The sequence below is a fragment of the Nocardia sp. NPDC003269 genome (genome assembly GCF_042888005.1).
Taxonomy (GTDB): domain Bacteria; phylum Actinomycetota; class Actinomycetes; order Mycobacteriales; family Mycobacteriaceae; genus Nocardia.
In genome coordinates this window covers 117,042-142,906 of the sequence record NZ_JBIAPA010000001.1, presented here as the reverse complement: position 1 = coordinate 142,906, position 25,865 = coordinate 117,042, and the positions used below count along the sequence as shown (strand labels likewise).

Genomic DNA, 25,865 nt, shown 5'->3' with positions numbered 1-25,865 from the left:
ACGCGCGCACACGCGCGCCCGAACACAGGGAGCAACTGTGCGCGACATGGTGGAAATCGGAATGGGCAGGGTCGCTCGGCGGACCTACGAGCTCGACGACGTGGACATCGTCCCCTCGCGGCGGACCCGGTCGTCCAAGCAGGTCTCGCTGGCCTGGCAGCTCGACGCCTACCGGTTCGAGATCCCGGTGCTCTCGCACCCCACCGACGCGCTGGTCTCCCCGGAGTTCGCGATCGAGCTGGGCCGCCTCGGCGGTCTCGGCGTGATCAACGGCGAGGGCCTGTGGGCCCGGCACGCCGATGTCCAGGACAAGATCGACCAGCTGATCGATCTCGTCGACAAGGGGGGTTACGAACGCGCGATCTCCCTGCTGCAGGAATTACACGCCGCGCCCATGCAGCCCGACCTGCTGGCGGCCGCGGTCGCGCAGGTGCGCGCGGCGGGCGTAACCACCGCGGTGCGGGTCAGCCCGCAGAACGCGCGGGCGCTGACCCCGGCGCTGGTGCAGGCCGGCGTCGACCTGCTGGTGGTGCAGGGCACCATCATCTCCGCCGAGCACGTCGGCGACGGTGAGCCGCTGAACCTGAAGACCTTCATCGCCGAGCTGGACGTGCCGGTCGTCGCCGGTGGCGTGAGCGACCACCGCACCGCGCTGCACCTGATGCGCACCGGCGCCGCGGGCGTCATCGTGGGCTACGGCTCCTACCCGGGCGCCACCACCACCGGTGAGGTGCTCGGCATCGGCGTGCCGATGGCGACCGCGATCGCCGACGCCGCCGCGGCCCGCCGCGACTACCTCGACGAGACCGGCGGCCGCTACGTGCACGTCATCGCCGACGGTGACGTCGCCACCTCCGGCCAGCTCGCCAAGGCCATCGCCTGCGGCGCCGACGCCGTGATGCTCGGTGTGCCGCTGTCGGTGTCGGCCGAGGCGCCCGGACGCGGCTGGTACTGGCCCTCGGCGACCGCGCACCCCTCGGTGCCGCGCGGCTCGTTCCTGCCGGTCGACGAGTCCTGGCTGGACGGCGCCGACGGCACGGTGACCCGCCCGAACCTCGAGCGCGTCCTCTACGGCCCCTCCGACGACCCATTCGGCTCGCTGAACCTGGTCGGTGGCCTGCGCCGCTCGATGGCCAAGGCCGGCTACTCCGACCTCAAGGAATTCCAGAAGGTCGGGCTCAGCGTCCGCTAACGCACGTGGGTCAGCGAGACCCGCTCGCGCAGGAACCGCGCGATCGCCGCGTTGACCGGTTCCGGGTGGGTCATCGTGACGGCCAGGCGGGCGCCATCGATCTCCAGGAAGGTGGAGGCGGTGAGCCCGTCGGCCAGCGTGCGGGCGCGTTCGCCCGCGATGCCGCTGTGGGTGGCGTGGATGATCAGCGCGGGGCAGGTGATCTCGCGCAGCCGGTCCAGCACCGAGTCGCGCCCGAGCAGGCAGCCGACGGCGGCGTCGAGGCCGTGGTGCGCGTCGCAGACCCAGCGCTTGGTCCAGACGTCGCGGTGCCAGGCGTCGTCGCCGATCAGCCAGTCGGCCAGGCGGTCGGCGGCTTCCGCGCGTGACCCCCTGTCGTGCCATTCGTCGAGGAAGCGCTGGGTCGCGGTGGACTGCTCCCTGGTCGGCCCGTGCGCCTCGGTGCTGATGAGGATGAGCGCGGCGACCCGCTCCGGGGCGACCAGCGCGGTCCGCAAGGCCGTGAAGCCCCCTTGCGCGGTGCCGCCGACCACGGCGCGTTCGGCGCCGATGTCGTCGAGGACGGTCAGCGCGTCGCGCGCGGCGGTCCAGTACGTGAACGGCAACCGCTGATCCTTGGTGCGGCCGTGCCCGCGGGCGTCCCAGGCGACGATCCGGAATTCGGGAGCCAGGCTGGCCTGCTGCGAGGCGAACATCGTGCGGTCCATGAAGAATTCGTGGGCGAGCAACACCACCGGCCCCGTGCCACCGCTGTCCTCGTAGTAGATGTCGGCATCGATCGCGCGGGCGAATGGCACGAGGACGAGGATAGCCAGGTCGACCGGGTATTGCGCAATGTTCTCCCAACGCGTGTGCGTGCACCGATGCCCGCTGCTCGGCCGTCGTGCGCCGTCACTAAACTGTCCCGGTGGCAGAAACTCAGAGACCGGTCCTCGTCGTCGACTTCGGCGCACAGTACGCCCAGCTGATCGCTCGCCGGGTGCGCGAGTCGCGCGTGTTCTCCGAGGTGATTCCACACACCATGACGGTGGAGGAGATCGCCGAGAAGCAGCCGCTGGCCGTCATCCTGTCCGGCGGCCCTTCCAGCGTGTACGCCGAGGGCGCCCCGCAGCTCGACGCGCGGCTGTTCGACCTGGACGTGCCGGTGTTCGGCATCTGCTATGGCTTCCAGGCGATGGCGCAGGCGCTCGGCGGCACGGTGGCCCACACCGGCACCCGCGAGTACGGCCGCACCGAGCTCAACATCGACGGTGGTGTGCTGCACGGCGGCCTGCCGACCATCCAGCCGGTGTGGATGAGCCACGGTGACGCCGTGACCGACGCCCCCGAGGGCTTCGAGGTCACCGGCACCACCGCGGGCGCGCCCGTCGCCGCGTTCGAGGATCGCGCCCGCCGCCTGGCCGGTGTCCAGTACCACCCCGAGGTGCTGCACTCGCCGCACGGCCAGCAGGTGCTGAGCCGCTTCCTGCACGAGCTGGCCGGCATCCCCGCGCAGTGGACCCCGGCCAATATCGCCGAGGCGCTGATCGAGGACGTGCGCGCGCAGATCGGTGACGGCCACGCCATCTGCGGTCTGTCCGGTGGCGTCGACTCCGCCGTCGCCGCCGCGCTGGTGCAGCGCGCGATCGGTGACCGCCTCACCTGTGTGTTCGTCGACCACGGGCTGCTGCGGGCTGGCGAGCGCGAGCAGGTGCAGCAGGACTTCGTCGCCGCGACCGGCGCCAAGCTGGTGACCGTCGACGCGGTCGACAAGTTCCTTGGCGAGCTGAAGGGCGTCTCCGATCCCGAGGAGAAGCGCAAGATCATCGGCCGCGAGTTCATCCGCTCCTTCGAGGACGCGGTCGCCGGCATCGTGCTCGAGGAGGGCGCCGCCGCCGGTGCCGCCCCGAAGGTCGAGTTCCTGGTGCAGGGCACGCTCTACCCGGACGTCGTCGAGTCCGGCGGCGGCACCGGCACCGCGAACATCAAGAGCCACCACAATGTCGGCGGCCTGCCCGACGACCTCGAGTTCGACCTGGTCGAGCCGCTGCGCCTGCTGTTCAAGGACGAGGTCCGCGCGGTCGGTCGCGAGCTGGGCCTGCCCGAGGAGATCGTCGCCCGCCAGCCGTTCCCCGGTCCCGGCCTGGCGATCCGCATCGTCGGCGAGGTGACCGCCGACCGGCTCGACCTGCTCCGCCAGGCCGACGCCATCGCCCGTGAGGAACTCACCGCCGCCGGCCTGGACAAGCAGATCTGGCAGTGCCCGGTCGTGCTGCTGGCCGACGTGCGCTCGGTCGGTGTGCAGGGCGACGGCCGCACCTACGGTCACCCGATCGTGCTGCGCCCGGTGTCGAGCGAGGACGCGATGACCGCGGACTGGACCCGCCTGCCCTACGACGTGCTGGAGCGCATCTCCACCCGCATCACCAACGAGGTGGCCGACGTCAACCGCGTTGTACTCGATGTGACGAGCAAGCCGCCGGGCACCATCGAATGGGAGTGACGCGCTAGGCCGGTCGCTGTGGCGGCGTCACCTGCGTGAGCAGCAGTCTGCCGAGCAGGAAGCCGCCGGGCGGCCGGTGGGTGGTCGGCGGCAGCGTCTTCGCCAGCGGAGTGGGCTGCCGGTCTACTGGGGATTCGTCCATTGCCGTTGTCCTCCAACAACAATGGCCCGTCACGGTGACGGGCCATTGTCGTGTCTCAGGTCGGTGTGCTTTCGTCAGTGCCGCTTGCGGCGCGGGGAGATCGTCAGCAGCAGGCCGATGACGATCGCCGCGATCACCACACCCCAGCCGATCGGCAGGATGCCGCCGTTGTCGGGGGTCGGTGCGCCGAGCAGCGCCCAGATGCTCAGGGCCAGGGCGATCAGGCCCGTGCTGAGCAGGGAGAACGCCGGTCGGCGGCGGGTTTCGGTGCTGGTCGGATCAGCCACGGGTCACCTCCACGTCACCCAGGTGCATCTTGATGTGCAGGTCGAGGACCGGGGCGCCCGGGGTCTGCGGCCCGCTCAGGCCTTCGACGCAGGTCGCGTCGGCCACCCGGATGTCACATGTCGTGTTCACTGTCATCCCTTCGGGCAGGTGCACTTTCGCGTCACCGATGTTCACCGCGACCTCGACGCTGCGGGACTCGGTGAGGTTCAGGCCACGCAGATCCAGCGTGCCCGAACCGATGTCGAGGGCGTAGCGCGGCTGCAATTCGGTCACCGAGGTCGGTGCCCAGACGCGTTCGCCGATGGCGCCGTTGTTCTCGAAGTCGATCGGCCCGATCAGCGAGGCCAGCAGCACGAACCCGGCCAGCGGCGCGGTCAGTACCAGCAGCCCGTAGCCGCGCCGCAGGAACGCGCCCGCGATCAGCCCGAGTCCGACGACCGCGAGCGCGAACGCCGCGATCCGCGCCGGTGTCATCCATTCGACGCCGCCGGCCGCCGCCGCGCCGGCCAGCGCGGCCGCCAGGATCGCCAGCCCGATGGTGATCGGGGTGAGCCGCGACCGCGGTCGCTTCGGCGGCGGTGGCGGCACCTGCACCGCGTAGCGCGGCGCCGCCTCGGGCAGTTCCCAGGCCAGCGGCGCGATGCCGAGCGGATCGATGCCGCTGGGGACCTGCGCGCCGGTGCGCGGGAAACCCGGTGTGGGGGAGGGCAGGTCCTTGCTGAGGACGGCGGTCGCGCCGAGGGCGGGGTCCTGGATCGGCTCGGGGGTCGCCACCTCGGGCGAGCCGTCGCGCTTGTCGAGATCGATGGTCATCGTGGGATCGCTCGAGTCCACGGGGATCAGATCGGTCGCCGTGGCGCGCGGCGCGTCCGCGTCGGCCTCGCGGTCGGCTGCCGTGGCGCGCGGTGCGTCCGCGCAGGCCTTGAGGTCGGGCGATGCGGTGTCCGAGTCGGCGGGAGGCGCCGGGGTGGCGTCGTCGGCCGGGATGGTCGAGGCGGTGTCCACCACGATGGCGGCGGATTCGTCCGTCACGACCGCGTCGACGATGTCGGCGGAGTCGGTCGAGGTCGGTGCGGGAGCCTCGGCTTTCATCGTCGCTGAATTCGACTCGGGTGCGATGGCCGCCGAGCCTGACTCGGGTGCGGTAGCCGCCGTGGCGTCTGACGGCGGTTCGGTGGTGGTCGCCGGGGCCACGTCCTTGTGCAGGACGATCGTGTCGGTGGCGTCGACGCGCAGTAGCGGCGTGGACTCCGCCGTGTCGGTGCGGGTTTCCGCGCGGGGCGGCACGGTCGCGGCCGGATCGGGGACGTAGGCGTCCGGCAGTTTCGTGTAGGGCGTGTACATGCCGGTCGGCGGGACGTCCGGGATGTAGGGGTAGCCGCGGACCGGTACTCCGGTCGGATAACCCGCGGCGGGATAGCCTGCCGTGCCCAGTGATTCGGCCCGGACGGTGTCGAAACCGGTGGGCAGCTCGGGATGCCGGATGTAGAGCATCCACCAGCCCGCCAGCATCAGCCCCATGCTGACCACCCCGGAGCCGCCCATCCCGAGCCCCACCGGACCCATGGTCGACACCGCGATCGCCAGCGCGACGATCAATACGATCGTCTTGGTCTGCGAATGCGTGCCGCGCGCGTGATCGGTCAGCGCCTCGGCCGCCGACGCCTCGTTCCCCGCGGAACTCAGCACCAGCCACGCGAGCAGGTACAGCACGATGCCGGCGCCACCGAAGATCGTCGACACCACGAACGCCACCCGCAACAACACCGGATCGACGCCGTACCGCAGCCCGAACCCGGCCGCGACGCCGGCGATCGGCCCCTGCCGCGGCAGCCGGACGGGCCGCGTATGCCACATCTGCTGGATCTGGTCACCGAAGCTCGTTCTGCTCATGTCCTCCATGGTGTGCTCGACCAGCCCTTTCGCACATCGGGGTGAACCCTGAGGTTTGCCCGGGTTCAGGAGCAAGGTGGGACGTACGGGACATTGGGGAGCTGGCGTTTCCAGACCTGTTCGGTGAGGATGTCGCCGGTCGCGGCGCAGATCCGGTCGGCTACCCGCTCCGGGACGAGGTCCCACATCCCGAACTGCCCGCTGTCGGTGACGACGGCGAGATGGTCGCCGTCCGGGTGCAGGGTGGAGAGGCGATTGCGCACATCGTTCCGCCCGATCGGCGCGCTGATGAGACGCGGGGCCCGGGGATCACCGATGTCCCACAGCTCGGTGGTGCGGTCGCTGCCCGTGATGGCCAAGGTGTGGTCGGACGCGGTCGACAGCGTGATGATCGGGGTGCTCTCGGTGCGGATCGGTGCGGTGAGCCGTTCGGGTTCGGTCTCGGTTCGCCACACCTCGAAGGAATCGGAACCGGCGAGGATGGCGGTGTGGTTATCGGGCAGGTCGGACAGTTTGAACAGGTCGGTCTGCCCGCCGGGTTCGGTTGTTCCCATCAGCGTCGGGCGGTGCGGGTCAACGATGTTCCACATTTGGGCCGCATAGGGCTTCTCGGTGACTTGCTGGTCGTAGACGATCACCTCGAGGCGCGTGCCGTCCGCCGACAGCGCGTTGACGAACACCTGGCCTGCGCCATCGGTCGGGAGAATCGGTGTCTCGCCCCGGACCGGTGCCAGCCGATCGCTGACATCCCATATCCGGACCTCGTGCGAATCCGAGGTCACCATGCGCCCCGCTCGAACGTCTGACTGTACGACGTACCCGGTGGGCCAGCCGGCCAGTGGCCTCGGCTGCCGGGAATCCGCCAGATCGAAGACGAGTCGGTGGCCGGACGGCTGGTCCTGGATCGACAGCGTGCGACCGTCGGGGCTGAGCTCCGGGCTGAAGCGATTCGGCCCGCCGGGAACGGTCGACAGCCGGGTCGGGTGCGCGGGATCGGTGGTATCCCACACGGCCATGGCGCCGGCCAGATCCGCGATCACCATCCGGTTCCCGGCCTTGTCGAAGACCGGCGACAGCGGCGAGCCGGGCGAGACATCCACCAGCGACGACGGCAGCGTCCACACGGTCAGGGCGCCGTTCCTGCCCGCCCCGGCCAGCACTGGTGTGCCGGACAGGAAGGTCAGCGACCGCAGCCCGGTGGCGCACAGTGATGCCGGGCCCCGGTCACACGATCCCGGGCTGGTCGACAGCATCGGCGCCGCCTGCACCGGGTGGTCCGGGTCGGTGATGTTCCACAGCCGCCCCGCGTTCGCCGAACTGGTGACGAGAACGGTTCCGGCATCGTTGAAGTCGATCGAACCGAGCGTGCTGTCGTCGGTGTGGATGGCGCCGAGCCGGCGTGGCTCGGCACCCGCGATTCGCCAGAGATCGACCCGACCTGTTCGCGCCGGGTTCGTCTCCGTCGGCCCGTAGACGGCGACTGCCAGGTCAACGCCGTTCGGGCTGAACGCGAAGTCGCTCAGGTAGGCATCGGGCGCGGTCGATATCGGTGCTCCGACCGGGCGGGGGGTTCGGGGGTCGCGGATGTCCCAGAGCTGGATGCTGTCCGCGACACCGGTGTCGAAGGCAACCCGTCCTACCGCGAGCAGCTTGCCATCCGGGCTGAACTCGATGAGGTGTGCCTGTGAGCGCGCCTCGGGCAGGGCCACCCTGGCGGCGCGTGTCGGGTCGGCGCGGTCGCCGATCCGCCAGAGCGTGAACGAACTCTCACCGGCTTCGGCGAGCAGCGTGCCGTCCGGCGCCGCGGCGATCGAGTTCCGCTTCTCGGTTCCCAGGCTGTGCCGGAGCCGCGGGGATTCCGGGTCGGCCAGATCCCACAGCTGCAAACCGGCCGGGCCGTCGGTGACCGCTTCGGTGCCGCGCGGCACGAAGATCAGCCGGTCGACCGGAACCCCGAATTCCCCGCTGATCTTTCGCGGCCGGGCGGGATCGGTGGTGTCCCAGAGCAACACCTTCCCGTCGTAGTCGAGTGAGGCGAGCATGCCGTCGCCCGAGCGCGCCACGAGTGCGTTGATATCGGTTGCGTGGCCTGGCACGGAGGTGGCCAGTGGTAATTCCTGGGTGGTCAGCAGCTGCGCGCGGGTCGACGGGTCGGGCCGCATCCGGTAGGCGGCCAGGGACAACTGCGCCGACAGCGACGGATCACTCGCTCTGGTCCGCTGCGCCGCGGCGACCAGTTCCGCGTAGTCCCGATCCGCGGTGCGCTGGTCGGCGAGCTTGCCGCGGTCCCAGGCGACGACACCGGTGCCGAGGAGGGCGACGACGATCATCGCGGCGCCGATGCGCCAGCGCTTGCCGAGGCGGGCGGAGCGGCGTGCGGCGTCGAGGAAGGCGCGGGAGCGGGGACTGGTGGTGCCGTTGGCATGCTCGGTGGCGCTGTCGAGGCGGGTGCCGCGGTAGAGCAGGGCGGGATCGTCGGTGGTCTCCCATTCGGCGGCGTCGGTTTCCAGGCGCTGGCGGACGAGGTGGCCGACGCGGTCGGTGGCGATCCAACCGCGCAGGCGGGGCCAGGCGGTGAGGACGATCTCGTGGGTGAACTGGACCGAGTCGGCGTCGAGGGCGACGAGCCTGCTGGCGGCCAGGACTTCCAGTGCCTCCGCAGTGGCCTCGGGGTCGGTACCGCGGGAGAGCAATTCGCCGCGGTCGGCGGTGCGGCGGGTATCGCGTGCGTCCTGCCCGACGGTGACCAGTGCGCCGAGCAGGTCCTGGGCGGCCTCCTGCTGGACCGGGGTCAGCTCGCTCCACGCCAGCTCGGCGGTCTCGGCGACCGAGCCGGCCACCCCGCCCGCGGTGCGATACCCGGCGACGGTGAGTTTGCGCCCTTCGCGCTGCTGCCAGGTCGCGGCCATCACGTGGGAGAGCAGCGGCAGCGAGCCGGGATCGTAGGCGTCGGTGTCGGCGTGCGCGCCCAGGCCGCGCAGTTCGGTGAGAACCAGCTCTTCCAAGCCCTGCTCGAGGGTGAGTCCGGCGGCGGTCGCGGGCCCGGTGACGGCCCGCGACACCTCGTCCATCGACATCGGGCCGAGCAGATAGTTGTTGCGCCGCAGGCTGTCCCGCAGCACGGGGTGGTGCAGGCAACGTTCGTAGAAGTCGGCCCGCAGGGCGAGCACGACCGTGAGCGGATCGGCGGCACGGGTGGTCAGCTCGGCGAGTGCGGTGAGGAAGGCCGTGCGTTCGGCCTCGTCCGGACACAGGGCGAACAGTTCCTCGAACTGGTCGACGACCAGGACGCGCGGCGCGTCGGTGTCGACGGCGGCGAGCGCGGCCATCGGCGCGGCACCCGGGGTGATGGTGGCCGAGGGCAGGTCGAGGGCGGGGCGAAGGCCCGCGGCGAGCAGCGAGGACTTGCCCGCGCCGGAGGCGCCGATCAGCACGACGATGCCGGTGGCGGCCCGGACCAGGTCGACGAATTCGGTGGTGGCCTGTTCGCGGCCGAAGAACAGGGCGCGCTCGTCGGCGCGGAAGGCGCGCAGGCCGGGGTAGGGGCAGGTGTCGCCGTCGGTGGCGGTGGCCGTCCAGGTCACCGATTCCTGCCAGAGGCGGCGCCATTCGTGCGGGTCGGCGAGGCGGCGGGGGAGGTCACGCTGGGCCTTCTCGGTCAGCTCGACCAGCGTCAGGATCACCGGCAGCAGCGATTCGAAGCGGGCCGGCACGTTGCGCCCGGCCTTCCAGTCGCTGATCCGCTGGGCCGACGGCGTGCCCGACTGGGTATTGCGCATGCGCCGTTCGGTGGCGGCGGCGACGCGGCGCAAGGTCGGATTGCCCGCCGCGGCATAGAGTTCGGCGAATCGCTGCGCGAAAACCGCACGCGGCGACGAAAGTTCCGTCTCGTTGATGGTCAAAGAACCCCCCGTTCGGTGAAAACGACCGAGGGGAATGATATTTGGTGCATCGGGACCCGGCGCGGCGCCGGGTCCCGATCCGGTCAGAGGAACATGGTGTCGCCGAAGACCGAGTTGGTCGCGCTCACCTGCGGCGTGGTCGCGGTGACCGTGGCCCAGGAGTAGATGTTGAGCGGACCGCCGCAGTCGCCGACCATCAGATGGAAGTCACGGTTCACCAGGTAGGTGGTGCCCGCGCCCAGCGGCATGCTCCCCACATCGATTTTCTTGATCTCGCCCGGCGCCAGCGACAGGCTCAGATCGAGCCCGGCCGAGATCGACGGACCGATGTCGGCCGAGACGTCCGGACCCGAGGAACCGAAGCCGATGCTCGCCCCCGCGCCGACCGAGATCCCGCCGTCCAGCCCGACCGAGAGGGTCACCTCGACCGCGCAGGCGACGAGATAGCCGGATTCGAGCGTGCCGGTCGCCCCGGCGGGCGGCGTCACGTACGCGGTGTTGTCGAGGAACACCTCGCGGTTGGTCGGCATGGCGTTGAGCGCGGGCACCTGCCGGTAGGACTGATCGGTGTGGCCGAGGGTCAGATCGAAGCCCGCGGGTCCGTGATAGGTGGTCTCGTGTGGGGCCATCGGTGTCGCCGACGCCGTCGGCGTGATCCCGACGGTGGCCAGTGCGATGGCCGTGGCACCCAGCACGGTGGTGATGATTCTCAATGTTCCTCCCCTGCAATGAAGGCCGCGAATTCCGGCCTGTCATCACGGTAGGAATCCGGCCTGAGCCGGGTCTCGGGGTGAACCCTCGAATGAGCTGATAATCGCTGGTGAGGATGCCGTGACCGGTTGTCCGGTCCGGCGGCGAGCGCGTCGGCGACCCGTTCGTCAGGGCTGGGCGTATGCCCAGGTGAGACGTGTTTTCTGTCCGGACCGGACGGCATCGGCCCAGGTCGGCGCCTGATCGCCGGCCTCGGGGCGGAGATCAGGGACTTTCCTGATGTCGGCACCCACTCGCGCGTGCCAGTATCGAAGCATGGATCCGTCTGTTCCCACCCGTGCCGCCGCCCCGGGGCCCGCCGCCCCGTACGGGTACGGCGCCGCACCGGGGAGCAACGTCGTACCGGGGAACGCCGCGCCGCCGCCGAACGGCGCACCCCACTACCCCGGCGGCCCCGGCGCCGCGACGAATCCCGGCGGGCACCGGCAGCCCAAGGGCCCGCAGCGATTCGTCGCGCGGGCGCTCGGCAACGGTCAGGCCGTCTACGGCACCCCGCACCCCTACGTTCCGCCGCCGCAGTATCGGCCCCCGCCCGGTTACTACCCCGGGTACCCGACGCAGTCGGGGTACGGGGTGCCGCGTGGTTACCGGCCGGGCATGCTGCCGACGCCGGGGCCCGAGCCCGTCGGCGCGCCGCTGCCGCAGACCCCGCGACTGGTCCGCCGGACCGGTGGCCGGGTGGTCGGTGGTGTCGCCGGTGGTCTGGCCGATCATCTCGGCGTCGACGTGTTCAAGGTGCGGATGGCGTTCGTGCTGCTGTCCGCGCTGGTCGGCGCGGGCCTGGTGGCCTACGGCCTGCTGTGGATCTTCACCCCGGGCGGCAACGACGCGGCCAAACCGACCGGCGACGAGCGCAGGCAGGCGATCGGCCTCGCCCTGCTCGGCCTCGGCCTCGCGGTGACCGTTGGCTGGCTGTTCCAGGGCACCGCCGCGAAGGTGATCGCCCCGATCGTGGTGGTCGCGGTCGGCGCCGCGCTGGTCTGGCGCGAGTACGACGTCGCCGCGCCGGGTCCGCGCGCGCTGTTCGGGCTGCCGGCGCGACCGTCGGTGGTCACCTGGTCGCGGATCGTGGCCGGGGCGACGCTGATCGTGGTCGGGCTCGGCGTGGTGGTGCTGGCCAGGATCGATCTGAGTTCGCTCGGCTCGGCGTTGATCGCGGTCGCGGTCACGCTGGTCGGCGCGGGGCTGCTGACGGTGCCGCTGTGGCTGCGCATGGTCCGCGCGCTCAATGCCGAGCGCGGTGCCCGCATCCGCAACGAGGAGCGCGAGGAGATCGCCTCGCACCTGCACGATTCGGTGCTGCAGACCCTCGCGCTGATCCAGCGGCAGGCCGAGGACCCGCAGGAGGTGCTGCGGCTGGCCCGCAGCCAGGAACGCGAACTGCGCAAATGGCTCTTCGACGACACCGCCCCCGCCCAGTCCAGCCTGGCCGCCGCGCTGCGCACCATCGCGGGCGAGGTGGAGGATCAGCACGGCGTGAAGGTCACCCCGGTGACCGTCGGCGATGTCGCGATGGACCCCGGCGACACCGGCGCGGGCCTGCCCAAGGAACACTTCACCGCCCTGCTCGGCGCCAGCCGGGAGGCGCTGGTCAACGCGGCCAAGCACGCGGGCGTCCCGGAGATCGACCTGTTCGCCGAGACCGAACCGCACCAGGTGAGCATCTTCGTCCGCGACCGCGGCGCCGGGTTCGACACCGCCGCCGTGCCCGCCGACCGGCGCGGTGTCGCGAAATCCATCTGCGCCCGGATCGAGCGTCGCGGCGGCACCGCCGTCATCGACTCGACCATCGGGCGCGGCACCGAGGTGCGCATCGTGATGCCGCGCTCGGACTCCGGCACTACGGACGCGGACCCGGCCGCCGACGCGCCGGACCCGTCCGAGGTGTGAGGCTCCGCGCCGACCTGGGCGGCGGATCCTGTTCGGCCACGGGCGTTTCGCGCCCTGCCGCCGGGCTCTCCCGCCTCGGTCCGAACCGATATTCACGGTCGTGTGGTACCGATGAGAACAAGTCGATCGCCGGTGGGATGAGAGTGAGCTGTCAGTGAGTGTTCGGGTGTTCCTGGTCGACGATCACGCGGTGTTCCGGTCGGGCGTGCGCGCCGAGCTGAGCCGCGAGACCGATATGGAGGTCGTCGGCGAGGCGGGCGCGGTGGCCGAGGCGGTCGCCGGGATCGATGCGGCGAAGCCGGATGTGGTGCTGCTGGACGTGCACATGCCCGACGGCGGCGGTGTCGCGGTGCTCACCGGGATCGCCGACGGCCCGGTGTGCCTGGCGCTGAGCGTGTCCGACGCCGCCGAGGACGTGATCGCGGTGATCAGGGCGGGCGCGCGCGGGTATGTCACCAAGACGATCTCCGGCGCCGAACTGGCCGACGGCATCCGCCGCGTCGCCGGCGGTGACGCGGTGTTCAGCCCCCGGCTGGCCGGTTTCGTCCTCGATTCGTTCACCGGCCGCTCCCCGGTCCCCGAGCCCCCGCTCGACCCCGAGCTGGACTCGCTCACCCCGCGCGAGCTCGAGGTGCTGCGCCTGCTGGCCCGCGGCTACACCTACCGCGAGATCGCCGAGACCCTGTTCATCTCGGTGAAGACGGTGGAAACCCACGCGTCCAACGTGCTCCGCAAGACCCAGCAGTCCAACCGCAACGCCCTGACCCGCTGGGCCCATCGCCGCCGGATCGAGTGAGGGCGGCTATTTCGCGGGGACGTAGATCTGGTTGAGCACGCCGGAACCGAACGCCTCGGCCGAGGCCAGCTTCAGCTCGACCTGGCCGTCGAGCTTGTCGAACCAGCGCGCACCCTTGCCCAGCACGACCGGGTGGACGAACAGCTGCAACTGATCGAGCAGGCCCGAGCGCAGCAGGGACTGGACCAGGGTGAGGCTGCCGGTGATGGCGAGGTCGCCGCCCTCGGAAGCCTTCAACGCCCGCAGCTCGGCGTCGATGTCGCCGGTGACGATCTCGGTGTTGTTCCAGGTCGCTTCCGTCAGCGTCGTGGTGACGACGTACTTCTTCTGGTTGTTCATGAAACCGGCGAACTCGTCGTCGCTGGTGGGCCAGTGGGCGGCGAACTCCTCGTACTGGACGCGACCGAGCAGCATGGCGTCCGAGGTGGCCATGCCCGCGCCGATCGCGGCGCCCATCTCGTCGTCGAAATAGGGGAAGTGCCAGGTCTCGGGGGCCTCGGCGACGCCGTCGGCGGAGACGAACAGGCTGGAAACGATCTTGCGCATCGGATTCTCCCTTGGGGTGTACCGTACAGTACGGTTCTGGGTGAACTGAACAGTACGGTACACTCTTTGGGGTGTCAACAGATCCGCGAATCCGACATCCGGGAGGCCCGATGCCCCGCACCGAAACAGCGCCCGATCTCGTGGAGGGCAGCGCTGCCGAACAGGCGCGCCGCCGGATCATGGAGGCGGCCATGGAGGTGTTCCTGCGCGACGGCTACCTCGGGGCCAAGACCGACGAGATCGCCAAGGTCGCTGGTTCGTCGAAGCAGACGATCTACAAGCGCTTCGGCAGCAAGGACAAGCTGTTCGAGGAGATCGTGTTCGACCGGCTCGGCGGGATCGACCAGGTCTTCCGGGAAGCGATCGGCGAACTCGCCTCCGCCGACGACGTGGAGACCACGCTGCGCATGGTGGCGCACCGGTTCGTCCATCTGCTGACCCGGCCCGCGCAGCTCCGGGTGCGGCGGCTGGTCATCGCCGAGGCGGGCCGCTTTCCCCAGCTGGGGCGGGCGTACTTCGAAGCCGGACCCGAACGCGTGCACGCCATGCTGGCGTCGTGCTTCGCCCAGCTGACCGAGCGGGGCCTGCTGCGGACCGTCGAACACGAACTGGCCGCCAACCACTTCACCTGGCTGGTGGTGTCGGTGCCGGTCAACAAGGTCATGTTCTGCGGTGACGAAACCCGCTTCGGCGACGCCGAACTCGATCACTACGCCGACGCGGGCGTGGAAGCGTTCCTCGCGGCCTACCGGCCACCGGCGACGACGGCCCGAGGCGCTACATCACCGCGATGATGATCGCGATCAGGATGACCAGCCCGATGAGCACGCCGGCGCCGATGGCCAGCGGCGCGCCGTTGGGCAGGTTGTCGACGAAGCTGCCGGTGCGCTGCTGCGGCGCGGCGGGCGCGGCCAGCGGGGCGCGCTGCGGGCGCGGCAGCGGGGCGGAATGCGGGCTGCGCAGGCCGCTGGCGGAGTTGCGGGCGGCCCAGGAGGGAATGGTGCCGTCCTCGGTGCGCAGCGGCACGCCGAGGATGTAGGCGGCGGTACCGGGACCGAAGGCGGCGGTGAGGATCTCGTCGCGCGCCTGGGCCATCGTCGGGCGGCGCTGCGGTGCCGGTTCGAGCATGTGCAGCAGCGGCTGGGTGAGGATGCCGCTGCGGCTGGGCGGGATGATCCGGCCCATCGCGGCCCGGGTGACGACATCGTTCTCGTCGTCGTCGAAACCGAATGGCGGCTGCCCCTCCAGCGCGGTGTAGAGGGTCGCGCCGAGCGAGAACACGTCGCTGGCCTCGGTGGGCCTGGCGCCGCGGGCGACCTCGGGCGGCAGGTAGGCGGGGGTGCCGGTGATGGTGCCTTCCGGGTCGTCGCCGTGGGTGTCGCCCGCGCCGCGGGAGATGCCGAAGTCGCTGAGCTTGGCCTTGCCGAGATCGGGACCGCGATCGGCGACGAGGATGTTGCCCGGCTTGATGTCGCGGTGCACGATGCCCGCCGCGTGCGCGGCGGCGAGCGCGTCGGCCACCTGCGCACCGATCTGGGCGACCTCGACCGCGGGCAGCGTGTCGAACAGCGTGAGCGCCTTGGCCACGCTGCGCGAGGGTAAGTACTCCATGACGAGCCAGGGTTCGCCCGCCTCGATCACCACGTCGTAGACGGCGATCGCGTGCTCGTGCGACAGCTTGGCCGCCACCCGGCCCTCGTGCACGATGCTGCTGCGGATGCGCTCGGCCTCGGCCTCGCTCAATCCGGCCGTGGAGAGCACCTGCTTGATGGCGACTTCGCGGTTCAGCAACCGGTCCGTCGCGAGCCAGACCGCACCCATGCCACCGCCGCCCAGTTTCGACTGCAGGCGGTAACGACCCGCGACGAGGTAGTCGGGGCCGATATGGGGACGAGCACGTTCGGTCACGGGTGCGAGGGTAGTCGAATATGCCGATGACTGGCCGGTATCACGACGCGCGGGTATAAGGGGCCCCGCTGTGGACACGGGCCGGGGGTGGGTGTCACCCTGGTCGCGATCGAACGTATATTCGAATACGATCGATAGCTGAAACGGTGCTGCCGTTCCGGCGCTGGGCGGCTCTCCGCTCGCGGGTCCATCGTGGAAGTAGGTGGTGTTGATGGGTTCGGATGCGTTGTCGCCCGAGGGGGCGGCCCGGGCGCGCACGCTCGACGAACTGCGCAGGCGGATGGCCGCGGTGCCGGGCCGCGGCGAGTCAGCCACCGCTCATATCCCTCGTGAGCAGTCACTACGCCGTGATCTGCTGCCCGTGCCCGCCCCGCTCGCCGAGCTGTTGCCCGACGGCGGACTGCCCAAGGGTGCCGTGGTCGCCTATACCGGCGCGCACTCGCTGCTGTCCGGTCTGCTCGCCGCGGTGACCGGCGGCGGTGGCCACGCCGCGGTGGTCGGGCTGCCCCGGCTGGGTTTGCTGGCCGCCGCCGAGATGGGCGCGCAGCTGTCCCGGCTGGCGGTGATCGCCGACCCGGGCCCCGATCCGGGCGAAGTGGCCGCCGTCCTGCTCGACGGCCTCGATCTGGTCGTCCTCGGGCTCGACGGCGTCGCCGTCCCACCCGCCCGCTGCCGGGTGCTCGCCGCCCGCGCCCGCAACCGCGGCGCCACCCTGGTCGTCGCCGGCGGCACCTGGACCAATCCGTCGCTGCGCCTGGACACCCGCGTCACCGGCTACCGCGGTCTCGGCGCGGGCCGCGGCCGCCTGCGCTCGGTCTGCCTGGACGTGCGCGTCAGCGCCAAGGCGGGGCCACCCCGGCACGGCCGGATAGACCTGTGCGCCAAGGCCGGTCGCACCGAATGGCTCGCCCGCGAGGCGGAGATCCGCGAGGCGGCCGACGTGCGGGAGGCCGTGTCGTGACCGGCCTGCGATGACACGGGCGGAGCGCGTCCTGGCGCTGCTGTGTCCCGACTGGCCCGCGGTGGCGGCGGCCGCGGCGGCCGGGGTGCCCGCGGATCGCCCGGTGGCGGTGCTGCGCGGGAATCGGGTGGTGTCGGCGTCGGCGATCGCCAGGGCGGAGGGTGTGCGCGAGGGCGTGACCCGCAGGGAGGCGCAGTCGCGCTGCCCCGATCTGGTTGTCGCCCAGGATGATCCGGACCGGGACGCCCGGCTGTTCGAATCGATCGCGGGCGCGGTCGACGCGACGGTGCCCGGTGTCGAAGTGCTCCGCCCGGGACTCCTCGTCCTCGGAGCACGCGGCGCCACCAGGTTCTTCGGCTCCGAGGAGGCCGCGGCGATCCAGCTGATCGATGCGGTGGCGGTGGCGGGCGCCGAGGCGCAGATCGGCATCGCCGACGCCCTGTCGACCGCCGTGCTCGCGGCGCGGCGGGCCGCGTTCGTCCCGGTCGGCGCCGGTGCCCGCTATCTGGCGCCGCTCCCGGTGGCCGAGCTCGCCGCCGAACCCGCGCTGGCGCCACCGGAACGCGCCGACCTGGTCGACCTGCTGCACCGCCTGGGCTTGCGCCGCGTCGGTGACTTCGCCCGGCTCACCCCCGCCGACGTCGCCTCCCGCTTCGGCGCCGACGCGGCGCTGGCCCACCGCGTCGCCCGCGGCCTGCCGGAGCGGCCGCCCTCGGCGCGGCGGCCACCGCCGGAACTGGCCGTCGACCTCGACTGCGATCCGCCGATCGACCGGGTCGACGCCGCCGCCTTCGCCGGGCGCACCCTCGCGACTCGGCTGCACACCGCCCTCACCGCCGCGGGCGTCGCCTGCACCCGGCTGGCCGTCACCGCGCGCACCGAGGCGGGGGAGGAGCTCTCGCGGATCTGGCGCTGCGCGCGCCCGCTCACCCCGCCCGACACCGCCGACCGCATCCGCTGGCAGCTCGACGGCTGGCTCACCCACCGCGATCGCCCGACCGCCCCGATCGTCACGCTGCGGCTGGAGCCGGTCGAGGTGGTCGCCGCGGGCGCGCTGCAACTGGGCCTGTGGGGCGGGGAGGGCGAGGAGACCGAGCGGGCCCGCCGCGCGCTGGTCCGGGTGCAGGGCCTGCTCGGTGGCGAGGCGGTGCGCGTCGGCGTGCTCAGTGGCGGGCGCGGGCCCGCCGAGCGGATCACCATGATCGCCCTGGGCGACGAGCTCACCCCGGCCGCCGACCCGTCCCAGCCCTGGCCCGGCCGGCTCCCCGAACCGGCGCCGACGCTGCTGCTCCTGCACCGCCCGGTCGTGCACCTGACCGCCGCCGACGGCACCGCCGTCGAGGTCACCGACCGCGGCCTGTTCACCGCCGACCCGGCCCGGCTGCGCTGGGGCCGCAGGCAGTGGGCGCTGCTCGGCTGGGCGGGCCCGTGGCCGGTGGACGAGCGCTGGTGGGCCGCCGCCGAGCAGGCGGGCCCGGCCGCCCGCGCCCAGGTCCAGCTCGACGCCGAACCCACCGAGATCAGGGCCGTCCTGCTCGTCTACGACGCCGCCACCTGGCACGCCGAGGGCGTCTACGAATAGCCGAACACAGGGTGCCCTTACCGGCGGGGGCGGGGGCGGTTCTACAGTGAAACGACGCCTGTTCCGGATCGGCCGGACGTCGGTCGCGGAAGGAGCCGTCATGAACCCGTTCGAGAGCATGTCGTGCTCGGTCGCCGCGACGGACCTGTCGCTGCTCGGCACCGCGGCGCACGTCACCGGCTGGCTGTGCGTCGAGCATCCCGGCGCCTGGGGCCACGACGTGATCGGCGACGAGGTGCTCGGCCCGGAGATCACCGCCGAACTGGCCGCGCGCACCACCGCGGCGAAGGTCCGGCCCACCCTCATCCGCCGCCCCGGCCGCAACGAGTTCACCGGCACCCGCACCGTGCTGCTGGTCAGCTCGCGGCCCGAGGGCTCCTGGTGCGAGCGGTTCGAGATCACCGACCTGCGTCAGCTCTTCGACATCGACCTGCACCTGGTCGACGGCCCGCCGCCGGGAATCGGTGTGCGCGTGGACGATCCGCTGGTCCTGGTCTGCGCGCACGGCAAACGCGACCAGTGCTGCGCCCGGCTCGGCCGCCCGATCGCCGCCACCATGGCCGCCGCCCATCCCGGCCGCGTCTGGGAGGCCTCGCACACCGGCGGTCACCGCTTCGCCCCCGCCGTCGTCCTGCTCCCGTCCGGCCTCACCTACGGCCGGGTCGACACCGCCGCCGCCGAGGCCGCGCTCGCCGCCGCCGACACCGGCGCCGTCTCCCGCACCGGGCTGCGCGGCCGCAGCTGCTACGACCCGATCGGTCAGCTCGCCGAAGTCGCTGTCCGAGAACAGTTCCCGGCGCTGCCCGCCGACGCGCTCGTCGTCGAGCCCGAGCCGAGCCACACCGACGACCCGACACTCGCGGGCGCCGCTATCGTCACCCACCGCGACGGCCGCCGCTGGCGCGTCACCGCCCGCACGGTTCCCGCCCCGCCCCGTCAGGCCAGCTGCGGCGGCGCGCCGAAACCGGCCACCTACCTGGAAACCGTGGCGGTGGAAGAACTGTCAGTGCAGGCGCACCGGTAGCTCGGTCAGCCCGCGGATGAGCGTGCTCGTCTGATAGCGCGGATCGTGCGCGCCGGGGGCCAGGGTCAGCCCGGGGAAGCGGGCCAGCAGCGTGGTGAAGGCGATCTCGGCCTCCAGGCGGGCCAGCGGCGCGCCGACGCAGAAATGGATGCCGTGACCGAAGGCCAGGTGGCCGCCCGCCGCGCCGTCGACCCGCAATTCGTCGGGGTCGGGAAAACGCCGCGGGTCCCGGTTGGCGCCGACGAGCGCGACGTGGACGAACTCGCCCGCGGGAATCTCGATGTCGCCCACCGTGATCGGCTCGGCCGTCACCCGCTCGGTCGACATGTTCACCGGGCCGTCGAACCGCAGGAACTCCTCGATCGCCGCGGGCACACCGGCCGGATCGGCGAGCAGCGCCCGCCACTGCGCGGGCGCCCGCAGCAGCGCGAGGGTGCCGTTGCCGATCAGGTTGACCGTGGTCTCGTGCCCGGCGACGAGCAGCAGGAACGCCATCGCCACCAGCTCCTGGTCGGTGAGCCGGTCGCCGTCGTCGTCGGCCAGGACCAGCCGGGAGAGCAGATCGTCGGCGGGCCGCTCCTGCTTGGCGCGCACCAGTTCCGAGAGATAGGTGTGCATCGCGATCGCGGCGGCGGCGCCGTCCTGGGTGAGCCGGTGCACGCCGACGAGCAGCCGGGTCCAGGCCTGGAAGCGGTCGCGGTCGGCGAACGGCACCCCGAGCAACTCGCAGATCACCGCCACCGGCAGCGGATTGGCGAAGGCGGCCATCAGGTCCACCTCGTCCGCGTCGGCGAACCCGTCGAGCAGCGCGTCGGTGATCTCCTGGACGCGCGGTCGCAGCACCGCCACCTGCCGGGTGGTGAAGGCCTTGTTCACCAGCTTGCGCAGCCGGGTGTGGCCGGGCTCGTCGGTGTTGAGCATGTGATCCGAGAGCACCAGCGCCCGGCTGTCGACCAGCGTGCCCGTCCGGCTCGCCATGGTCGCGGCGAGTTCCGCGATGCCCTTGTGCAGCCGCGAGTCCGCCAGCAGCCCCCGCCCGATCGCGTAGTCGACCACCACCCAGCGCACGATGTTGTCCGGGAACCGGACCCGATGCGCGATTCCCCGCTCGCGCCAGCGCCGATAGTAGGAATGCGGATCGTCGTAGAAATCGCTGCCGATGGTCTCGACCGTCGTAGGGCCCGAGTGATTCGCCGCCATGATCCCAGGCTACGCCGCCCACGTCGCCGCTAAATCGAACGCGTGATCGAATCCTATTGATACACAGTACTTTTGGCGCGACTCACCAGTGTGTACCGGGTACCCATCGCGCGGCGCGTCGGAGGGCGCTGCCGGTGGCCTTGCGCGCGGGCGACTTCGGTTTCGGCGCGGGATCCGGCGCCGTCGGCTCGTCGGCCGGTGCGGCGGACCCGACCGATTCGCCCTTGGCGGCGGGGGAGTCGGGCAGCGCGCGGTAGTAGCGGTGCAGGATGCGGTCGCGGAGCCTGGGGGTGAGCAGGGCGCCGTATTCGGCGAAGGTGCCGAGCGGGACATCGATGCGCTTGGGGCGCTCGGTGAGGGCCCGCACGATCGTGGCGGCGGCCCACTCCGGTGATTCGGAGGGGCCCTGGTCGCCGCTCGGGGTGATCATCGGGGTGCGCACCAGCGGCATGTGGATGGTGGTGAAAGTGACGCCGTCGGCGAGGGTTTCGACGGCGGCGACCTCGGTGAACTTGTCCAGCGCGGCCTTGCTGGCGAGGTAGGCGGAGAAGCGCGGGGTGGCGACCTGCACGCCGGCGCTGGAGATGTTGACGATGTGGCCGAAGCCGCGTTCGCGCATCTGGGGCAGCAGGGCCAGGGTCATCCGCAGCGCGCCGAAGTAGTTGACCGCCATGGTGCGCTCGAAGTCGTGCATGCGATCGGTGGAGCGGTGGATGGCGCGCCGGATGGAGCGGCCCGCGTTGTTCACCAGCATGTCGACGTGGCCGTGCTGATCGAGGATCGCCGCGACGGTCGACTCGACGGACTCGGCGTCGGTGACATCGCACTGATAGCCGTGGGCCCGGCCGCCCGCGTCGACGATCTCGGCGACCACGGCGCCCAGTTCGTCACCGCGGCGGGCGAGGAGGAAGACGACGGCGCCCTTGTCGGCGACCGCCAGCGCGGCGGCCCGCCCGATCCCGGACGACGCGCCCGTGATCACGACATGACTGCCGGCCAGATCGCGCCGCCGCCGACCGCGACGACCCTGCGCACCGGGAGAAACCTGTGACATCACTGCTCCTTTGCAGCTCGTTCCCTCGAACTTACTCCAAAGTAAGTTCCGGGACCAGGTCTGTCGAAAAACTCGAAAATATGTTCGAACGCCTCTCGCCAATGTTCGAACATATGTGCGATACTTGGCCGCATGGCGGACGATCGGATGGCGGATATCTATGCCGCGGTGCGGCTCGGCGGTGGCGACCCGGATGCGGCGCGCGCGGCGCTGACCAGGCTCTGGGACGAGGTAGGGGAAGGCGGCGACCCGTTGCATCGCTGCGTGATCGCACATCACCTGGCGGATGTGCAGGAGTTGCCGGAGGGTGCGCTGCTCTGGGATCAGCGGGCGCTGGCCGCGGTGTTCGGGCCGGGCATCCCGCTGGACGAGGGGCTGCGCGGGTTCCTGCCCTCGCTGTATCTGAACCTGGCCGACAGTCACCGCCGCGTCGGCGACTTCGACATGGCGCGGATGCAGCTGGCCATCGCGCGCGGGCACCTGGACGTGCTCGCCAACGATGCCTACGGCGCGGTGATCCGGTCGGGTCTCGGGCATGTGGAGGCCGCGCTGGAGTCCAGGTCGATGGAGCGTTTGCCCGCGAGTTGAGGGGTCGGGCAACCGCGATCGACGTGGGAGGTGACGCGGGGGTCGGGAGAGGAGTGGGCTGGTGGGCTGGAGCAACGGACCGCCGACCTGGTCGGAACTGGAGCGGGTGCTCTCGGGCAAGCCGTCCCGCCGTCCCGCCGAGGAGATGCATCCCGGCGACGGTGGTGACAGCCCGGCCTGGTCGCGCAAACGCGGTGCGTACGAAGCGCACCCGGTCGACCGGCCCGCCACGCCGACGGTGCCCTTCGCCGAGCTGCACGCCCACTCCGCCTACAGCTTCCTCGACGGCGCGAGTCAGCCGGAGGAGCTGGTGGAGGAGGCGGTGCGGTTGGGGCTGGAGGCCCTCGCGCTCACCGATCACAACGGGTTCTACGGGACCGTCCGGTTCGCCGAGGCGGCCAGAGAATGGGGAATGCCAACGGTTTTCGGTGCCGAACTGTCACTGGGAACCGATGCGGAGGCGGCGCCTGGCCGAGGGGATGCGGTCAGGCGCCGTTCTGTTCCCCGGGGCGGTCTACGGCCGATCGGCGACCCGGAGGGCGCGGCGGGCGGACACGAGAACGCCCCGGACACACTGCCGCGCACGGGAACTCCCGACCCGCACGGGCCGCATCTGCTGGTGCTGGCGCGCGGGCAGGAGGGCTATCGCACGCTGTCGCGCCAGATGTCGGCGGCGCACATGGCGGCGGGGGAGAAGGGCGTCCTGCGCTACGACCTCGACACGCTCACCGCGGCCGCGGCCGGGCACTGGCACATCCTGACCGGGTGCCGGAAGGGGCAGCTGCGCCTGGCCGTGGCACAGGATCTCCACGCGGGCGATACCGCGCTCCCGAAAGCCGAAGCGGCCCTGCGGGAGCTGATCGAGCGCTTCGGCGCCGACCGGGTGAGCGTCGAGCTCACCCACCACGGCATCGCCACCGACGACGAGCGCAACGACTACCTGGTCGCGCTGGCCGATCGCGTCGGGCTGCCGGTCCTGGCGTCCACCGGCGCGCATTTCGCCGCGCCCGCCCAGCGCCGCCGGGCCATGGCGCTGGCCGCGATCCGGGCCAGGAGCAGTCTCGACGCGATGGCGGGCTGGCTCCCGTCCACCGGCGGCGCGCATCTGCGGTCCGGCGCGGAGATGGCCGCGCTGTTCGCCGAGCACCCGCAGGCGGTGACCAACGCGGTGGAACTGGCCCGCGAGTGCGCCTTCGATCTGCGCCTGATCGCCCCGAAGCTGCCGCCGTTCGACGTCCCCGCCGGGCACGACGAGGACTCCTGGCTGCGCGAGCTGAGCTATCGCGGCGCGGCGCGGCGCTACGGTCCACCGGAGCGGAATCCGAAGGCGTATGCGCAGATCGAGCACGAGCTCGCGGTGATCCAGAAGATGACCTTCCCCGGGTACTTCCTGGTGGTGCACGACATCGTCGCCTTCTGCGAGAAGAACGACATCCTGTGCCAGGGCCGTGGCTCGGCCGCCAACTCCGCGGTCTGCTACGCCATCGGCATCACCAATGTCGATCCGGTGCGCAACAATCTGCTGTTCGAACGGTTCCTGTCCACCGAGCGCGACGGGCCGCCCGACATCGACGTCGACATCGAATCCGACCGGCGCGAGGAGGCCATCCAGCACGTCTACGCCAAGTACGGCCGCGACTACGCCGCCCAGGTGGCGAACGTCATCACCTATCGCGGCAAGTCCTCGGTGCGCGATGCCGCACGGGCGCTCGGGTTCTCGCCGGGGCAGCAGGACGCCTGGAGCAAGCAGGTGAGCCGCTGGTCGGGGGTGTCGGCGGAGCAGGGTACCGATATCCCGGCGCCGGTACTCGAACTCGCGGGCGAACTCGACGGCCTGCCACGGCATCTGGGTATCCACTCCGGCGGCATGGTGATCTGCGATCGGCCGATCGCCGACGTCTGCCCGGTGGAGTGGGCGCGGATGGCGGGGCGCAGCGTGCTGCAGTGGGACAAGGACGATTGCGCCGCCGTCGGCCTGGTGAAGTTCGACCTGCTCGGTCTCGGCATGCTCTCGGCGCTGCACTACATGATCGACCTGGTGCGCGAGCACAAGGGCGAGACGGTCGAACTGCACGCGCTCGATCTCGCCGAACCCGCCGTCTACGAGATGTTGCAGCGTGCCGATTCGATCGGGGTGTTCCAGGTGGAGTCGCGCGCGCAGATGGCGACGCTGCCCCGGCTGAAGCCGCGCACCTTCTACGACCTGGTGGTGGAGGTGGCGCTGATCCGGCCCGGCCCCATCCAGGGTGGGTCGGTGCACCCGTACATCCGCAGGCGGAACGGGCTGGAGGAGCCCCGCTGTGATCATCCGGCGCTGGAGAATTCGCTCGCCCGCACGCTCGGGGTGCCGCTGTTCCAGGAACAGCTGATGCAGATGGCCATCGACGTGGCCGGGTTCACCCCCGCCGAAGCCGATCAGCTGCGCCGCGCCATGGGCTCCAAGCGCTCGCCGGAGAAGATGGAACGGCTCAAGGACCGCCTCTACCAGGGCATGCGCGACCTGCACGGCATCACCGGCGCGGTCGCCGACCGGATCTACGAGAAGCTCTACGCCTTCGCCAATTTCGGCTTCCCGGAGAGTCATTCGCAGAGCTTCGCCTCGATCGTGTTCTATTCGTCCTGGTTCAAGCTGCACCACCCGGCGGCCTTCTGCGCCGGACTGCTGCGCGCCCAGCCGATGGGCTTCTACTCCCCGCAGTCGCTGGTTGCCGACGCCCGGCGCCACGGTGTGCGCGTGCACGGACCCGACATCAACGCCAGCCTGGCCGAGGCCACCCTGGAGAACGCGGGCACCGAGATCCGGCTCGGGCTGGCCGGGGTCCGGCACATCGGCGCCGATCTCGCCGATCGCATCGTCGCCGAGCGCGGCGCTTCGGGTCCGTACACGTCGATGCTCGAGCTGACCGGTCGCGTGGAACTGACTGTCGCGCAGGCGGAATCGCTGGCCACCGCGGGTGCGCTGGACACTCTGGTCGACGCGCGGTCCCGGGGTGGCGCCGTGGTGCCTCGCGTCGAGGGTGTCACCCGACCGGAGGAGCCACCGGTCACCGACCGCGGCAGCAGCGTGCGCCGGGCCGCGCTGTGGGCCGCCGGGGCCGCGGCGCGGGAGCGTCCACACCTGCTGCCCGGCACCGGCCCGACGACCGTCGCCCCGTCCCTGCCCGGCATGAGCGCACTCGAGCTCGCCGCCGCCGACGTGTGGGCCAGCGGCATCTCGCCCGGCAGCTATCCCACCGAATTCCTGCGCGCGCACCTGAACTCGCTCGGCGTCGTCCCGGCGTGCGACCTGCTGCTGGTCGAGGACGGCACCCGCATCCTGGTCGCGGGCGCGGTCACCCATCGTCAGCGGCCCGCCACCGCGGCGGGCGTCACCTTCCTCAATCTGGAAGACGAGACCGGCATGGTCAATGTCGTCTGCTCGGTCGGCCTCTGGGCCCGCTACCGCCGCCTGGCCCAGAACGCCACCGCGCTGCTGATCCGTGGCCGCGTCCAGAACGCGGAAGGCGCGGCCAGCGTCCTCGCCGACCACCTCGAACACCTCGACCTCACGATCGCCGCCCGCTCCCGCGACTTCCGTTGATCAGCAGCCGAATCGATGCCGGACATCCGGGAGTCGCTGCGGTATCAAGGAAGTGAGGCCATCGAG

At 71.4% G+C, this 25,865-nt stretch carries 20 protein-coding genes; 10 read left to right on the top strand and 10 right to left on the bottom strand.

Features of this window, described 5'->3' with window-relative positions; genetic code table 11:
* Nucleotides 1-37: 37 nt before the first annotated feature.
* A complete protein-coding gene (locus ACFYWJ_RS00670; protein WP_355271494.1) occupies nt 38-1,192 on the top strand; it encodes a GuaB3 family IMP dehydrogenase-related protein in 1,155 nt (384 codons plus the stop codon).
* On the opposite strand, the gene ACFYWJ_RS00665 is transcribed toward ACFYWJ_RS00670, so the two are convergent.
* The gene (locus tag ACFYWJ_RS00665) at nt 1,189-1,989 is read right to left on the bottom strand and encodes an alpha/beta hydrolase (RefSeq protein ID WP_355271496.1); all 801 of its coding nucleotides are present in this window, start codon (nt 1,987-1,989) and stop codon (nt 1,189-1,191) included. The genes ACFYWJ_RS00670 and ACFYWJ_RS00665 overlap by 4 nt on opposite strands.
* A 110-nt stretch (nt 1,990-2,099) precedes the next feature.
* Here ACFYWJ_RS00665 and guaA point away from each other — a divergent pair, with 110 nt between their 5' ends.
* Nucleotides 2,100-3,674, top strand: a complete 1,575-nt coding sequence (gene guaA / locus ACFYWJ_RS00660; RefSeq protein ID WP_355271498.1) for a glutamine-hydrolyzing GMP synthase — start codon at nt 2,100-2,102, stop codon at nt 3,672-3,674.
* Nucleotides 3,675-3,678: 4 nt separating this feature from the next.
* Here guaA and ACFYWJ_RS00655 read toward each other — a convergent pair whose 3' ends face one another.
* The 5 genes from ACFYWJ_RS00655 to ACFYWJ_RS00635 form a co-directional block, all read right to left on the bottom strand.
* The gene (locus ACFYWJ_RS00655; protein ID WP_355271499.1) at nt 3,679-3,816 is read right to left on the bottom strand and encodes a hypothetical protein; all 138 of its coding nucleotides are present in this window, start codon (nt 3,814-3,816) and stop codon (nt 3,679-3,681) included.
* A gap of 74 nt (nt 3,817-3,890) precedes the next feature.
* A complete protein-coding gene (locus ACFYWJ_RS00650) occupies nt 3,891-4,103 on the bottom strand; it encodes a hypothetical protein (RefSeq protein ID WP_355271501.1) in 213 nt (70 codons plus the stop codon).
* Nucleotides 4,096-5,997, bottom strand: coding sequence for a PspC domain-containing protein (locus tag ACFYWJ_RS00645; protein WP_355271503.1), 1,902 nt, complete (start codon nt 5,995-5,997; stop codon nt 4,096-4,098). The genes ACFYWJ_RS00650 and ACFYWJ_RS00645 overlap by 8 nt, the downstream gene beginning before the upstream one ends.
* A gap of 65 nt (nt 5,998-6,062) precedes the next feature.
* On the bottom strand, nt 6,063-9,899 hold the full coding sequence (locus ACFYWJ_RS00640) for an NACHT and WD repeat domain-containing protein (protein WP_355271504.1): 3,837 nt from the start codon (nt 9,897-9,899) through the stop codon (nt 6,063-6,065).
* A gap of 83 nt (nt 9,900-9,982) precedes the next feature.
* Nucleotides 9,983-10,612: an MspA family porin gene (locus ACFYWJ_RS00635; RefSeq protein WP_355271506.1), complete on the bottom strand. Its 630-nt coding sequence runs from the start codon at nt 10,610-10,612 to the stop codon at nt 9,983-9,985.
* A gap of 655 nt (nt 10,613-11,267) precedes the next feature.
* Between ACFYWJ_RS00635 and ACFYWJ_RS00630 the strand changes: the two genes are divergently transcribed.
* The gene (locus ACFYWJ_RS00630; protein ID WP_355271738.1) at nt 11,268-12,560 is read left to right on the top strand and encodes a PspC domain-containing protein; all 1,293 of its coding nucleotides are present in this window, start codon (nt 11,268-11,270) and stop codon (nt 12,558-12,560) included.
* Nucleotides 12,561-12,714: 154 nt separating this feature from the next.
* A complete protein-coding gene (locus ACFYWJ_RS00625; protein ID WP_374104838.1) occupies nt 12,715-13,356 on the top strand; it encodes a response regulator in 642 nt (213 codons plus the stop codon).
* Between the two features lie 6 nt (nt 13,357-13,362).
* Here ACFYWJ_RS00625 and ACFYWJ_RS00620 read toward each other — a convergent pair whose 3' ends face one another.
* Entirely contained in the window at nt 13,363-13,902 is a 540-nt protein-coding gene (locus ACFYWJ_RS00620; RefSeq protein ID WP_355271508.1) for a dihydrofolate reductase family protein, read from the bottom strand.
* Nucleotides 13,903-14,012: 110 nt separating this feature from the next.
* On the opposite strand from ACFYWJ_RS00620, the gene ACFYWJ_RS00615 reads away from it, so the two are divergent.
* The gene (locus tag ACFYWJ_RS00615; RefSeq protein ID WP_355271510.1) at nt 14,013-14,696 is read left to right on the top strand and encodes a TetR/AcrR family transcriptional regulator; all 684 of its coding nucleotides are present in this window, start codon (nt 14,013-14,015) and stop codon (nt 14,694-14,696) included.
* Here ACFYWJ_RS00615 and ACFYWJ_RS00610 read toward each other — a convergent pair.
* Nucleotides 14,680-15,810, bottom strand: a complete 1,131-nt coding sequence (locus ACFYWJ_RS00610) for a serine/threonine-protein kinase (protein WP_355271512.1) — start codon at nt 15,808-15,810, stop codon at nt 14,680-14,682. The two genes, ACFYWJ_RS00615 and ACFYWJ_RS00610, sit on opposite strands and share 17 nt — an antisense overlap.
* A 211-nt stretch (nt 15,811-16,021) precedes the next feature.
* Between ACFYWJ_RS00610 and ACFYWJ_RS00605 the strand changes: the two genes are divergently transcribed.
* The 3 genes from ACFYWJ_RS00605 to ACFYWJ_RS00595 all read left to right on the top strand — a co-directional run bounded on the left by ACFYWJ_RS00605 (nt 16,022) and on the right by ACFYWJ_RS00595 (nt 19,377).
* Nucleotides 16,022-16,771: a hypothetical protein gene (locus ACFYWJ_RS00605; protein ID WP_355271514.1), complete on the top strand. Its 750-nt coding sequence runs from the start codon at nt 16,022-16,024 to the stop codon at nt 16,769-16,771.
* A 10-nt stretch (nt 16,772-16,781) separates the two neighbouring features.
* Complete coding sequence (locus tag ACFYWJ_RS00600) at nt 16,782-18,353, top strand: DNA polymerase Y family protein (RefSeq protein WP_355271516.1); 1,572 nt, start codon at nt 16,782-16,784, stop codon at nt 18,351-18,353.
* A gap of 100 nt (nt 18,354-18,453) precedes the next feature.
* Entirely contained in the window at nt 18,454-19,377 is a 924-nt protein-coding gene (locus tag ACFYWJ_RS00595) for a sucrase ferredoxin (RefSeq protein WP_355271517.1), read from the top strand.
* On the opposite strand, the gene ACFYWJ_RS00590 is transcribed toward ACFYWJ_RS00595, so the two are convergent.
* Together ACFYWJ_RS00590 and ACFYWJ_RS00585 are read right to left on the bottom strand one after the other, a co-directional pair.
* Nucleotides 19,357-20,577, bottom strand: coding sequence for a cytochrome P450 (locus ACFYWJ_RS00590; RefSeq protein ID WP_355271518.1), 1,221 nt, complete (start codon nt 20,575-20,577; stop codon nt 19,357-19,359). The two genes, ACFYWJ_RS00595 and ACFYWJ_RS00590, sit on opposite strands and share 21 nt — an antisense overlap.
* Before the next feature lie 82 nt (nt 20,578-20,659).
* On the bottom strand, nt 20,660-21,631 hold the full coding sequence (locus ACFYWJ_RS00585) for an SDR family NAD(P)-dependent oxidoreductase (protein ID WP_355271520.1): 972 nt from the start codon (nt 21,629-21,631) through the stop codon (nt 20,660-20,662).
* 132 nt (nt 21,632-21,763) lie between these two features.
* Here ACFYWJ_RS00585 and ACFYWJ_RS00580 point away from each other — a divergent pair, with 132 nt between their 5' ends.
* Together ACFYWJ_RS00580 and ACFYWJ_RS00575 are read left to right on the top strand one after the other, a co-directional pair.
* Nucleotides 21,764-22,219, top strand: a complete 456-nt coding sequence (locus tag ACFYWJ_RS00580; RefSeq protein WP_355271522.1) for a hypothetical protein — start codon at nt 21,764-21,766, stop codon at nt 22,217-22,219.
* Nucleotides 22,220-22,280: 61 nt separating this feature from the next.
* Nucleotides 22,281-25,799 carry an error-prone DNA polymerase gene (locus ACFYWJ_RS00575; protein ID WP_355271523.1) on the top strand — a complete coding sequence of 1,173 codons (3,519 nt, stop codon included), beginning with the start codon at nt 22,281-22,283 and terminating at the stop codon, nt 25,797-25,799.
* Nucleotides 25,800-25,865 lie beyond the last annotated feature (66 nt).

What these genes read in the sequence shown, in the direction of transcription:
- ACFYWJ_RS00655 (WP_355271499.1), bottom strand. Translation starts at nt 3,816, where the DNA reads ATGGACGAATCCCCAGTAGACCGGCAGCCCACTCCGCTGGCGAAGACG.
- ACFYWJ_RS00645 (WP_355271503.1), bottom strand. Translation starts at nt 5,997, where the DNA reads ATGAGCAGAACGAGCTTCGGTGACCAGATCCAGCAGATGTGGCATACG.
- ACFYWJ_RS00630 (WP_355271738.1), top strand. Translation starts at nt 11,268, where the DNA reads ATGCTGCCGACGCCGGGGCCCGAGCCCGTCGGCGCGCCGCTGCCGCAG.
- ACFYWJ_RS00620 (WP_355271508.1), bottom strand. Translation starts at nt 13,902, where the DNA reads ATGCGCAAGATCGTTTCCAGCCTGTTCGTCTCCGCCGACGGCGTCGCC.
- ACFYWJ_RS00615 (WP_355271510.1), top strand. Translation starts at nt 14,013, where the DNA reads ATGCCCCGCACCGAAACAGCGCCCGATCTCGTGGAGGGCAGCGCTGCC.
- ACFYWJ_RS00605 (WP_355271514.1), top strand. Translation starts at nt 16,022, where the DNA reads ATGGGTTCGGATGCGTTGTCGCCCGAGGGGGCGGCCCGGGCGCGCACG.
- ACFYWJ_RS00600 (WP_355271516.1), top strand. Translation starts at nt 16,782, where the DNA reads ATGACACGGGCGGAGCGCGTCCTGGCGCTGCTGTGTCCCGACTGGCCC.
- ACFYWJ_RS00595 (WP_355271517.1), top strand. Translation starts at nt 18,454, where the DNA reads ATGAACCCGTTCGAGAGCATGTCGTGCTCGGTCGCCGCGACGGACCTG.
- ACFYWJ_RS00590 (WP_355271518.1), bottom strand. Translation starts at nt 20,577, where the DNA reads ATGGCGGCGAATCACTCGGGCCCTACGACGGTCGAGACCATCGGCAGC.
- ACFYWJ_RS00585 (WP_355271520.1), bottom strand. Translation starts at nt 21,631, where the DNA reads ATGTCACAGGTTTCTCCCGGTGCGCAGGGTCGTCGCGGTCGGCGGCGG.
- ACFYWJ_RS00580 (WP_355271522.1), top strand. Translation starts at nt 21,764, where the DNA reads ATGGCGGACGATCGGATGGCGGATATCTATGCCGCGGTGCGGCTCGGC.